This window comes from Gammaproteobacteria bacterium, assembly GCA_013214945.1.
Classification (GTDB): domain Bacteria; phylum Pseudomonadota; class Gammaproteobacteria; order Enterobacterales; family Psychrobiaceae; genus Psychrobium.
This window is the reverse complement of sequence record JABSRT010000020.1, coordinates 1-12,519: the sequence shown is the minus strand read 5'-3', so window position 1 is coordinate 12,519 and position 12,519 is coordinate 1. Positions and strand designations below refer to the sequence as shown.

At 41.7% G+C, this 12,519-nt stretch carries 10 protein-coding genes; all 10 read right to left on the bottom strand.

Annotation, left to right across the window (positions count from 1 at the left end):
- Window positions 1-638 precede the first annotated feature (638 nt).
- Window positions 639-2,153: an amidophosphoribosyltransferase gene (gene purF, locus HRU23_14955; GenBank protein ID NRA55440.1), complete on the bottom strand. Its 1,515-nt coding sequence runs from the start codon at window positions 2,151-2,153 to the stop codon at window positions 639-641.
- A 50-nt stretch (window positions 2,154-2,203) separates the two neighbouring features.
- Window positions 2,204-2,704, bottom strand: coding sequence for a CvpA family protein (locus tag HRU23_14950; protein ID NRA55439.1), 501 nt, complete (start codon window positions 2,702-2,704; stop codon window positions 2,204-2,206).
- Between the two features lie 98 nt (window positions 2,705-2,802).
- Window positions 2,803-3,480, bottom strand: a complete 678-nt coding sequence (locus tag HRU23_14945; GenBank protein ID NRA55438.1) for an SPOR domain-containing protein — start codon at window positions 3,478-3,480, stop codon at window positions 2,803-2,805.
- A gap of 157 nt (window positions 3,481-3,637) precedes the next feature.
- Entirely contained in the window at window positions 3,638-4,879 is a 1,242-nt protein-coding gene (gene folC / locus HRU23_14940; GenBank protein ID NRA55437.1) for a bifunctional tetrahydrofolate synthase/dihydrofolate synthase, read from the bottom strand.
- A 34-nt stretch (window positions 4,880-4,913) separates the two neighbouring features.
- Window positions 4,914-5,792, bottom strand: coding sequence for an acetyl-CoA carboxylase carboxyltransferase subunit beta (locus HRU23_14935; protein ID NRA55436.1), 879 nt, complete (start codon window positions 5,790-5,792; stop codon window positions 4,914-4,916).
- A gap of 246 nt (window positions 5,793-6,038) precedes the next feature.
- On the bottom strand, window positions 6,039-6,818 hold the full coding sequence (gene truA / locus HRU23_14930; protein NRA55435.1) for a tRNA pseudouridine(38-40) synthase TruA: 780 nt from the start codon (window positions 6,816-6,818) through the stop codon (window positions 6,039-6,041).
- Window positions 6,819-7,073: 255 nt separating this feature from the next.
- Window positions 7,074-8,648: a cation:proton antiporter gene (locus HRU23_14925; GenBank protein NRA55434.1), complete on the bottom strand. Its 1,575-nt coding sequence runs from the start codon at window positions 8,646-8,648 to the stop codon at window positions 7,074-7,076.
- Between the two features lie 195 nt (window positions 8,649-8,843).
- Window positions 8,844-10,052, bottom strand: coding sequence for an acetyl-CoA C-acetyltransferase (locus HRU23_14920; protein NRA55433.1), 1,209 nt, complete (start codon window positions 10,050-10,052; stop codon window positions 8,844-8,846).
- An 82-nt stretch (window positions 10,053-10,134) separates the two neighbouring features.
- Window positions 10,135-10,881 (bottom strand): SDR family oxidoreductase, encoded by a 747-nt coding sequence (locus tag HRU23_14915; GenBank protein ID NRA55432.1) that lies wholly within the window; start codon window positions 10,879-10,881, stop codon window positions 10,135-10,137.
- Between the two features lie 655 nt (window positions 10,882-11,536).
- On the bottom strand, window positions 11,537-12,519 hold a 983-nt coding region (locus HRU23_14910; protein NRA55431.1), incomplete at its 5' end, for a hypothetical protein.

The window sequence follows — 12,519 nt, the reverse complement described above, 5'->3', positions numbered from 1 at the left end:
TTCCCGTAATTATTATTGTTATTGTTTTTTGTAGTTAGATTACATAACTCTATTGATATATATATAATTGTTACCGCAATCTCGCTGCTGTAGCAACTAATTGTTTCACCTTTGAACCAGTGAAAAACCATTAGAGTAATACACCTAATTAATTTTTAACATTTTTAACATTTAATAACAAGTATATGTGCGGCTTATTTGTATAATAGTCGACCGATTTCTCTCACATCAAGCGACAGGTAAACCTCTACCACGTTGTTTGATTTTAAAACAAAGCAAAACTAAGACAGTTTTAGCGTCAGATCCAAAATATTATTACCACCAAGTGGTCGAATTAGTGACGTGGAACAGTAGGCTGATCTTGTAGTTAACCTGATTTCTGGATAAAGGTTTTGTAACACTATGAAAAAAAAGAATACAAATATAGTCAACTCCCAGTGACGAAATTTTAGTAGATATCAAGGCATTTTTACGAATAAATAGCTGGCTATTGGGCAAATTCGCTTATCCGGCACTCAGGTTAGTAACCTTGATAAATAACGGATTAATCAGTTAATAACAGGCATAAAAAAGACCACAAACTTTGTACGTTTGTGGTCTTTGAGCTATCGAATATCACCGAACAAAAAGCGCGGTGGTTATGCCTCTTCGTTATGCAGGTCTATATTGGTTATTTCAGCATTGCCCTGGGGATCTTTCGCTGAATCATTACGTAGACCTGTTACTCGGTCTAAATAACTTTGGCTAATATCACCCGTGACGTAATTACCATTAAATACTGACGTTTCGAATTGGATAATTGATTTGTTATCCCTACCGACTGCATCAACCAAGTCAGAAATATCTTGGTAAATTAGCGCATCAGCACCGATTAACTTGGCGACTTCGTCAACGTCTCGACCGTGAGCGATCAGTTCATTGGCTGTCGGCATGTCAATACCGTAGACATTAGGGAATCTTATTTCAGGAGCTGCTGAGGCAAAATACACTTTTGCTGCACCTGATTCACGTGCCATGTCGATGATTTGTTCTGAGGTCGTGCCACGAACGATAGAATCATCAACTAATAAAACGTTTTTACCCGCAAATTCACTGGCAATTGCATTGAGTTTTTGTCTAACAGATTTACGGCGCATGACCTGGCCTGGCATTATAAACGTGCGACCAATGTAACGATTTTTAACAAAACCCTGACGGTATGGGATATTTAATTCGTCGGCAATTTCAAGCGCAATGTCACAAGATGTTTCAGGAATTGGGATCACCACATCGATGTCTAAGTCTTCCCACTGCTTAGCGATTTTCTTGCCTAGCATCCGTCCCATATTTAACCGCGCCTGATAAACAGAGATCCCATCAATAAATGAATCGGGACGAGCGAAATAAACGTATTCAAAGATACAAGGAGAAAAACTTGGATTTTCAGCACACTGCTTGCTATGCAGTTGACCTTTATTATCAACATAAATGGCTTCGCCAGGCCCAATATCACGGGTAAAGCTAAAACCAAGTGTATCAAGGGCAACACTTTCAGAGGCGACCATGTACTCAGTTTTATCACCCGCCTGACGTTGCCCAAGCACTAGAGGTCGAATACCATAAGGATCACGAAATGCGACCATGCCGTGGCCAATGATTAATGCAACAGCAGCATACGCGCCTTTAACCAAGCTATGAGTGCGTGCTACGGCTTTAAAAACATCAACCGCTTTAAGTTCCATCGCAGGAATAACCGATAACTCGTGAGCAAAGACATTAAGTAAAATCTCAGAATCAGAGTTGGTATTAATATGACGACGGGCCACATTAAACAAATAGTCTTGGAGTTCTTCGGCGTTGGTCAAGTTACCGTTATGTGCCAGTGAAATCCCAAATGGTGAATTGACGTAAAATGGTTGCGCTTCAGCTGAAGTAGAAGTGCCCGCAGTAGGATAACGGACATGACCAATGCCCGTAGTGCCCTGTAGGCGCTGCATGTGTTTCGCTTGAAAAACGTCTCTAACCAAGCCGTTGGCTTTACGTAACCGGAAATTTCCATTATCAACAGTACAAATACCCGCGGCATCTTGACCACGATGCTGTAACACAGTTAATGCATCATAAAGAGCTTGGTTGACCGCCGAATAAGCAACAACACCAACAACACCACACATAGTAATTCCTCGCTCGAATCTAGTTTCGAGTATAATTTAAGTGCCCTGTTTTAGGCACTTGGATTTGGTAAAAAACTCGAGTTTTGTTTCAGGTACTCGAAAAACCATTCAATGACAACGCTAAACTCAGATATTAGCTGAGACTGTCGCCACCATTGAGAATTTGAGAATGTCGTAAACGAATCAATAGCAAATAATAGTGCGGCAACAATCAGTACCCCTCTAATACCACCAAAAACTAAGCCTAATACCCTGTCAGTGCCTGATAGCCCGGTTTTTATGACCAGTTGACCGATAATATAATTAACGATCGCGCCCAATATTAAGCAACAGATAAATAAGGTCACCACAGCAACGCCATTACGGAGCATTTGGTCGTTGATTTGGGTAAAGTAGACCGCTAAATCACCATAAAATTGACTGGCAACAAAAAATGCAATCACCCAGACGACCAGCGACAGCGCTTCTTTAACAAAGCCTCGCGTTAAACTGATCAATGTCGATAACCCAATGATGATCAATATCGCATAATCAACCCAAACTAAAGCCATTAGTGTGACACCGTTAACGAATTTGCGCGAATTCTACCAAGATTTTTTGAAATTTCTAGCATAAATTTACCTATTTTGTGGAACGAGGGAGACTTTGATTATTTTTCAGTCGGATTATAGACTGTGATGTAGCCAGATTCATTAATTGCTGCTTTAAGCTTCGGTTGCAAGCTAGTCAATTTTGCTTTGCTGGTTGAAGGACCGACATAAACCTTGCTGATATCCCCTTTTCTTGGCTTAGCTGGCACGCTAAACGCTGTAAAGCCTTTGGTACGTAGTTTAACCAATAAGGATTTTGCATTGGCGGGGTCATTGAAACTGCCCACTGCAATAGCCCAAGCATTAATCGTGGGTTTAGTTGATGGTTGCTTGCGCCAAGTTGCCGCTTTTGGTTTAGGTACTGCTGATGTGGCAACCACAGGGCTCGTGCTCGAGGCCGCTGGTTTAGGTTTAGGTTTAGGTTTAGCGCTAGACGCAATTGGCTTACGCTGGGTCACTTTTTTATCATTGAGTTGAGCAACAGCCTGAACGGCTGTAGATGACTTTTGAGTTCCCGAAGTTTTGGGATCAATGGTTGGAGATTTCGGTGCTAAAACTTGCTGTGATGGCTCAGCTATTATCTGTGCAACGGTGGCTGCTACAGGCTTCACCGGTATGGAGACAAATTCGGTGCTCGTTTGTTGTTTTTTACCATCTAGAATATCGGGAAGAAAAATAATTGCCAAGGCAAAAATGACGACAGTGCCAACAACACGGTTTTTTATTTGATCGGTCAAGGTCAAAATCCTTTAACTCGCCGGCACATTCGTAGGAGGTAGGCCAGCACTAAATTTAATCCCATAGGATAATGTAATTAACCCAAAAAATCTAGTTTTGCCCGTTAGAGTTAGCCGCCTGGGACGGCTAATCTATGATATGAAAACGGTAATTTAATTAATGACTTAAAATTTCCGCGACCGTAAAAAACGAACCAAAAACCAAGATTAAGTCATCTGAATTAGCCTGCTGTTTTGCTTCGACCAGCGCATCACTAACACGAGAGTAACACCCAGCGACAGTATCCGCTACGACATGGTTAGCTAACTGTTCAGCCTTAGCACCACGTGCACAATCCAAATCAGCAAAATACCAGTGATCAATTTGGGGCGCAACGACGCTAAGGGTCGACTTACTATCCTTGTCTCCTAACATCGCACACACACAATGGACTTTAGTGAAATTTTGATGCTTGAGCCAATTAGCAAGGTAGCCACCCGCCTGTGGATTGTGCGCAACATCAAGCACAATTTCGGGACTTGAGGCGATTGATTGTAATCGCCCTGGCAAACCAGTATTAGCAATGACCTGTCGCATTGCTTGCTCGTTTAACGATAAATCAAGTGCCTCTAAAACCGCGATGGCCGTAGCAGCATTGGTCATTGGTAACTTAGTGTTAGGTAATGACGATTTAATCTTGCTGGTGCTATGCCAGGTCCAGCTATCATTTTCAACACTGAAGTTAAAGTCTTGCCCTTTATAAGCAATCTGACAATTGAGTTGCTGTGCATGATTTTTCAAGCTATTCGGGGGGGTTGGTTCACCACAGATAACGAGCTGATTCTCTCTGAAGATCCCAGCCTTTTCAAAACCAACTTGCTCAACGGTATCACCTAACCAAGCTTGATGGTCTAAAGCAATCGACGTTATCACGGCGACATCAGCATCGACAATATTGGTCGAGTCGAGCCGCCCGCCCAGCCCTACTTCTAAAATTAAGTAATCAACGTCATGATCGCTCATCAGTTTAAGTGCGGCTAATGTATTGAACTCAAAATAGGTGAGTTCGGTATCATCGCGTCCGTGATTAACGTACCGCAAAGCGTCAACGTGATAATTATCGGCTAATTCTAAGCCGTTAATTCTGACACGTTCGTTATAACGAATAATGTGCGGTGAACTAAAGACCCCGGTAGTCGCCCCCGTGGCCAAGATCATTCGCTCTAAAAAAGCACAAGTTGAGCCTTTACCATTGGTACCAGCAACTAACACGATTTTACCGCGCGGCGCTAACAGTCCCAATTGCTCGGCAACTTTTTTAACCCGAGTCAAACCAAGTTCAATTTCGCTCGGATGGATAGATTCTAAATAGCAAAGCCAGTCATTTAATGACTGGCTTTGAACTGAAAAATTTGACATATATTTTTCTTTTATTGATTGCGGTTAGTCGCTGTTATTCAACTTCTTCTGCAACTGCAACATGGTGAGTCATTTTAGCCAGTAAACGCGCAATGGTATTACGCATTTCTCTGCGGTCAACAATCATGTCGATAGCGCCTTTTTCTAACAAGAACTCACTGCGCTGGAAGCCTTCAGGTAACGTTTCACGAACCGTCTGCTCAATCACGCGCGGGCCAGCAAAACCAATCAGTGCTTTAGGCTCTGCGATATTAACGTCGCCTAACATCGCAAGGCTGGCCGATACACCACCCATGGTTGGATCCGTTAAAACAGATATATAAGGTAAACCACGCTCGCTCATCCGGTGTAATACCGCACTCGTTTTAGCCATTTGCATTAACGACATTAATGCTTCTTGCATCCGCGCCCCACCACTGGTAGAGAAACAGATAAGTGGCATGTTGTGCTCTAAACATTGCTCTGCGGCAGCGACAAAACGGGCACCAACAACCGAAGCCATTGAACCACCCATAAAGGCGAATTCGAAAGATACCGCAGCAACAGGCATGCCCTTAAGCGTGCCCGACATTGCAATCAGTGCATCTTTTTCGTTACTCGACTTTTGCGCAGCAGAAATACGATCTTTATATTTTTTAGTATCTTTAAATTTTAGTAAATCTTTAGGCTCAAGGTCAGCGGCCAATTCCGTCATCGAATCATAATCTAAAAATGACGTTAAACGTGCGCGCGCCGTAATCCGCATGTGATGATCACACTTTGGACACACTTCGAGACTGCGTTCGAGTTCGGCACGATATATAATCTGATCACAACTACCACATTTGCTCCATACTCCTTCAGGAATACTAGCACGGCGTTGACTTGCGATGCCTGTTGGCAGCATTTTTTCTATCTTTTCTATCCAGCTCATAAATCTTGTCCCATGAGTAACTTAAATATCATTAAAGTCAGCCTTGCATAATAGCTAGTAGTTTAGGTGATTAACGTAACAATTGCTCAATAAAATAGCAATGCACCTAAGACGACCTAATAATGATAAAATATTAATAATATTGATCAGCTGGCGACATTAAAACACAGTCTTAACGCCATTAAAAATAAAAACTGGTCTTACCCTTGGCAGAGCCCCGTACAGCGTTAAGATGTTGGTTTTATGTTACAAAAAAAGTGGCCCTGTTTGCGGGATCGGTAAATCAAACTCTGCGGGATAATCCACCGCAACCAGATACAAACCGCCAGGCTTAGAAGTAGCTGGAGCAACCGCCCGATCTTTGGCCAGTAAAATCTCGGTTATATAGTCAGGACGTTGGTCGCCCTTACCCACCTCTATTAATGAACCGACAATGTTTCGGACCATGTGGTGCAAGAAACCATTGGCTTTAGCATCAATAATAATAAAATCACCTTGGCGTTTGATGTCTAAGTGGTGAATTGTTCTTACGGGGGAATGCGCTTGGCAATGTTTAGCTCGGTAAGAAGTAAAGTCGTGCTCACCAATCAGTAAATCAGCCCCCTGCTGCATCAATTTCTCGTCCAACGGCTGATAATAATGACTTAAGCCTTTAGCCAAGATAGCCGGACGCAATCGTGAGTTACACAATATATAGCGATAACGTCTTGCTGTCGCACTAAAACGGGCATGAAATTCGTCGGGAACATTTTTGAACCAGCGCACTGAAACCGAATCAGGTAACAGCGCATTAATGCCCAGTGTCCAGGCTGAATCTCTTCGGTGCGCAGTAGTATCAAAATGAACTACTTGACCAGTGCCATGAACGCCACAATCGGTCCGCCCGGCACAATGGACTCTGATCGGTTCATTGGCTACCTTTGATAAGGCTTCTTCTAAAACCTGCTGCACTGAGATGACATCGCTTTGACGTTGCCAGCCGTAATAGCGCGAGCCATCGTATTCAATTCCTAAAGCTATCCGCATAATTTTACGTACCAAAATATAATCACAAGTTAAATGCTTAGTCGATATCTACCGCCGTAAACGGCACCAAGCTAACAAAGTCGCGTAGTGTAACATAGTGAATTTAGCTTGTGACCAGCCACGGAGCAATCAAACTGACATTGACTATATAGCCGTAATTAATCAAGTTGCAGTTGTTATACTAAGGTCGCCGCGATAAAGGGCCGGCTATCGTTCTTAGCTTTTACTTAAATGTCGACAAAATCACGGGTTACGTTAATTATCGACGACTTCTGCTTTAACATGTTCTGCAAACCCAGTGCCTGCCTCAAGATAGAAATTGTAGGTTGAATGAACGCCAAGACGTTCGAGCTCTTGTTGTTGGTCGGGATAGTTCGCAATTGCAGTAACCTGACCGGAAAACCCCGAGGCATTTAACTGTTCTAGCGCCAGCAGGTTTTGCACATGTTTGGGCATCGCCAGCATGATAACTTTGACACTGGAATGGTTAATTCGTTGCCAAAAATCTGGATCTGTCGCGTCAGCCACAATTACAAAACGTCCACGCTTTGCATGCCTTATCACGCTTTCAGGATTAATGTCGACACCGGTCACCAATTTTGGATAGGTTTGGGCAATTGTTTCATACGCACCAGTACCAATTCGTCCCATGCCAAAAATTAATATCTGGGCATCACCGAGGTTAACCGGCATTTCCTCGGGTAAGCGCTTAGCCGTTTCATAATTCAATAACCAATGTTCAGCTTTAACATACAAACTATTGGCATGCGTATTTAAAGGCGATGCAATCATGAAACTCAAGGATAAGGCAATAGCAAGTACCGCTAACCACTCAGGTGAAATCCATAAATTAGTTGCCGCTAATGCGCAAACGATTAAACCAAATTCACTGAAATTAGCTAATGAAAATGCACTTAATAAGGATGTTCTAGCGCGTAATTTAAATATGTTAGTCAACACATAATACAACAGGACTTTTATCGGTAATATCGCCATCAACAACAACGCGATTAATAACGCTTCAACGGTTAAATTGGCATTGAGGCCAATGCTAAGGAAAAAGCCAACTAGCATAAGGTCTTTAAAGGTTAACAATGACTTAGCTAATTCTTTGGCTTTATTATGCGGCGCAAATATCATCCCGATAATTAGGGCACCAAGGTCACCTTTCAAACCAGCAAACTCAAACGCCTGGTAGCCAATTAACAAGGCAAAGAAAAAACCAAACAACGGTAATAATTCACCATGCTTGGAGCGGTTAAATATCCAATAAAACAATGGACGGATCAGGGGCAATACTATCAGTAACACCAAGGCCCAGATGTTGGGAACTTTACCGGTGCTGATGGCTAAAAATATCACGGCAAATACATCTTGCATCACTAATATTCCAATCGACACTTTACCATGTAGACTGTTCATCTCTCCACGTTGTTCTAATACTTTGACCGCGAATACGGTACTGGAAAAGCTAAATGCAAAACCTAGTAACATGCAGTTTTCAAGCGATAAATCGACAAATAACGGTAAGCCTAGTAAACCCATTAATTGCATAAAGGCACCAAATAATGCCGTACTGATAATGAGATGAAGGCTAGCAGGCGCCCAAACATGAGTTTTAGTTAAGTTACTCACTCTTAGTTTCAAACCGATACTAAATAACAGTAATGTTACCCCTAACCCAGCGATACTTTCCAGCAGTGCTGTGCTTTGATATCCAGTAAGGTTGAGAATAAAACCAGCAGCAAGAAAACCTATTAGCGGGGGTAATTTAAATAAATGTAGGATAAAACCACAAACAAAAGCGGTTGAGAAAAAGATAAGTTCCATAAAATAATATCAATAATTAATTTGTAAATATGTTAACTAAATCATTAGCTTTTATACAGTAAAAAAGAAGGGATCTTAGAAATAGCAGGTTATTTGTCCGGGTTTATTGATTTGGATTGCGAGTAAGAGCTCGGCCGAGGCAGCCGAGCTCTTTATTACCAACACGCATTGGAATAAGTCAAATATAACTTAATGTTAATCGAGTGACTTAACAACAACAGCCGTGCCCATACCACCACCAATACAAAGTGATGCCAGACCAAGCTTATTACCGCGTTTTTTCATTTCATGCAGCAAGGTAACTAAAATTCGATTACCGGAAGCACCCAGCGGATGTCCTAGTGCAATGGCGCCACCGTTGACATTAGTACGTTCAATTAAAGCTTCAAGTGTCTCGTCATGATCAGTACAAAGTTGCTTCATCACACCAAGTGCCTGAGCGGCAAAAGCTTCATTTAATTCTAACAACTCAATATCTTGTAATGATAAATTGGCTTTACTAAGAGCTTTCGCTACCGCAGGTACTGGGCCTAGTCCCATCACAGACGGGTCGATGCCTGCTTGCGCATAACTTAAGATTTCAGCAATAGGTTTTAAATCATATTTAGCAACGGCTGCTTCACTTGCTAAAAGAATCGCTGAACCACCGTCATTTAAACCTGATGCATTTGCTGCCGTCACCGTGCCATCTTTTTTAAATGCCGCACGCATTTTAGCTAAACCTTCAGAAGTCGCATCAGCTTTTGGATACTCATCGGTCTCAAAGGTATTTGTTTTACGGCGGACGGTGACTTCAACTGGCACGATTTCATCGGAAAATCTGCCAGACTCAACCGCACTCACAGCGCGTAATTGGCTTTGCAACGCAAAATTATCTTGCTCTTCGCGGCTGACTCCAATTTTTTCTGCAACATTCTCTGCCGTAATACCCATGTGGTAATCATTGAAAACATCGGTTAGACCATCGGTAATTAGCGAATCGCTAAGTTCCAAATTACCCATTTTACTGCCAAATCGAATATCAGAAGTCACTACATAAGGGTAACGAGACATATTCTCGCCACCACAAGCTACTACAAGCTCAGCATCGCCAGCTTTGATATGCGCGGCACCGTCCATCACAACTTTCATGCCACTACCACAAATCATATTGACGGTATAAGCGGGTACTTCAACTGGAATACCAGCGGCAATCGCCGCTTGACGTCCTGGGCCCATCCCTTGGCCAGCCGCGATTACATTACCCATGATAACTTCGTCAATAGCTGATGGATCAACGTTAGCCTGACTTAACACACCTTTAATTGCCTCTGCAGCTAGCTGAGGAGCAGCAACAGACTTCAAGGCACCACCGAATGTTCCAATAGCGGTACGTTTTGCTGCTACTATATATACTTTACTCATTACTAAACCCTTCTATTTATTTTAATAGATATTTAATTACTTAAAAAATCCAAGATAAAAATCGTTGACCTAAGCATTAAGGCTAATGCATGTATTGGCCACCGTTGATGTTTAGTGTTTCACCGGTGATAAAACCGGCTTCATCGCTGGCCAAATAACCAACTGAATTAGCAATTTCTTCAGGTGTAGCCAAACGGCGTAGCGGAATTTGGGCTTTGATAGATTCTAATATTTCATCTTTAAGTGCCGTAACCATTGGCGTCGCGGTATAACCCGGAGCAATAGTATTAGCGGTAACACCATAGCGTGCAGACTCAAGCGCTAACGACTTGGTAAACCCGATCATACCAGCTTTAGCAGCGGCGTAATTTGCCTGGCCAAATTGCCCTTTTAAACCATTAATTGACGTGATATTAATAATCCGACCGCTGCCTTGTTCACACATCGGTTGGAACAAAGGCTGTGTTACATTAAACATGCTGTTTAAGTTGGTATTAATAACATCATTCCATTGCTCAATATTCATCCGCTTAAATGGAACATCGCGAGTGATGCCAGCATTGTTAACTAAAACATCAACCCGGCCATAAGTTTCAAGTACAGATTTTAAGACCGTTTGACATGCTTGCGTATCACAAACATCGAGCGCTAATGGTTTTAACGTATCGGTGTCGCATGCTTGATCTTCAAGCCATTTATTAGCTATATCTTCTTTACCCGGACGGTGCGTTGCTAGCACTGTGTAGCCATCTTGTACTAACCGACGACAGATCGCTGTTCCTATTCCACCCATAGCACCGGTGACTAATGCAATTTTCTTCTCAATCATAGTATCGGCCTCCCAGCCAGTTGGTAGTAAATCCTTAACAACGACGTTTATGGTCGTTTGTTACTCATTTGAAAAATATTTATTCAGGGTTTTCTAAATAAAGTTGCTTTGTTCATCTGCCAAGCATTAACTCCATGTTAAGAGCCTAACAAATGTTGGTTACAGATTATCTCCCGCTCATTACACGGGCTCTGGCTATGTGATTTATAAAATGGTTATCAAATTATGCATACTATTTGTTACATTTAAATGACTACAAATTTGGTATTGGACGCCATGACATCGGAAAGTTCATTTGCCATGGCTAGCGATCTTTAACCTGATTAACGCCGTCAGATCTATAAATATAATTATAACGATGCAACGGTTGGTTAATATGCTGCTAATGTCTAATACAATTTTATATTGAACATTAATCAACCTTTTAGGTTATTTAATAACTACTATAGTATTAAACGTGACCAAAATAACAGCCTAATAGCTGAAATAATTAAATTTTTTTATTTATTTTATGGTTTACTTTCAATCAAAATAATAAATTAGGAGTATATTTTTAATTATAAATGGCTGGGTTTAATGTGTTTGAGGGGGATGTAATAGCCTATATATCCCGTAGTATTTTAATTACTACGAGATATTATACGGCGAGAGTTCACTATTGTTTTTCAAGTTTCATCATTAATTTTCGCGCTTCTTTTTGCTGCTGTTTGTCACCTATTATCTCTATTTGTTCAAGTATTTCTCGTGCACTGTCATGGTCATCAATTTCTAAATATGCTCGTGCCAGGTCTAGTTTTTTTGACGAATCATTGGGATCAACATCGACATCAACATGCTCACCCACAGGAATTACCTCAGGAAATTCATCAAGACCAATATCTAAATCTACGTTGTGGTATGGCTCAGTCTTATTCTCTGAGCTCGCAGAAGCATCAAGTAACTTATCGATATCGATATAACTATTTTCTTGCTCAAATTTGTCAAGTTGCGAACTAAGTTGCTGTTCTTTTATTTCGCTTGCGACTGCAATTGGTTTGTCTGTCGATAAGGTTGAGGCAAGAATTTCATCTAACTGATTCAACTCAGCAACACTACTACTTGCTATCTGACCGGTGTTCGTAGCTGAAGAACCGATCATTTGGTCAAGCGCGTTAACTAAATGCTGTGCTGCACCAGTTTCCATTAAAGAGTCTTGCTCATCTCTCGTCAATAAGTAGGGTTGATCTATAATGTCAGCATTATAAATGGCACTTGCCGTTGCAGGATCAAGAGGAGCTGGTGCTAAATTAGCCTCATCAGTAAAGCTAGCGGTATCATTGAGCGACTGTTCAATGTCGGTAATGTTATCATCTGCTAATTCATTAGCCTGAGCTAATAAGTCATCGATATCTTCGATGTCGTCTGCTTGTGTTATTTCAGCTTGCTCGTCACGTAGATCGGCTAACTCATCAGCTTGAGCTAATAAGTCATCTATATCGTCGATGTCTACCGCAGCTGCGTCATCTATTTGTTCTTCACTTGTATCAGTCAATTCATCCGTTTCTGCCAATAACGCGTCTATATCATCAATGTCTACTGCAGCAGCAGCGGCATCAACTTGCTCTTCGCCAGTATCAGTCAACTCATCTGTTTCAGCCA

Excerpts from the sequence above, each read along its gene's own strand:
- purF (NRA55440.1), bottom strand. The coding sequence starts at position 2,153 with ATGTGTGGTGTTGTTGGTGTTGTTGCTTATTCGGCGGTCAACCAAGCT.
- HRU23_14950 (NRA55439.1), bottom strand. The coding sequence starts at position 2,704 with ATGGCTTTAGTTTGGGTTGATTATGCGATATTGATCATCATTGGGTTA.
- folC (NRA55437.1), bottom strand. The coding sequence starts at position 4,879 with ATGTCAAATTTTTCAGTTCAAAGCCAGTCATTAAATGACTGGCTTTGC.
- HRU23_14935 (NRA55436.1), bottom strand. The coding sequence starts at position 5,792 with ATGAGCTGGATAGAAAAGATAGAAAAAATGCTGCCAACAGGCATCGCA.
- truA (NRA55435.1), bottom strand. The coding sequence starts at position 6,818 with ATGCGGATAGCTTTAGGAATTGAATACGATGGCTCGCGCTATTACGGC.
- HRU23_14925 (NRA55434.1), bottom strand. The coding sequence starts at position 8,648 with ATGGAACTTATCTTTTTCTCAACCGCTTTTGTTTGTGGTTTTATCCTA.
- HRU23_14920 (NRA55433.1), bottom strand. The coding sequence starts at position 10,052 with ATGAGTAAAGTATATATAGTAGCAGCAAAACGTACCGCTATTGGAACA.
- HRU23_14915 (NRA55432.1), bottom strand. The coding sequence starts at position 10,881 with ATGATTGAGAAGAAAATTGCATTAGTCACCGGTGCTATGGGTGGAATA.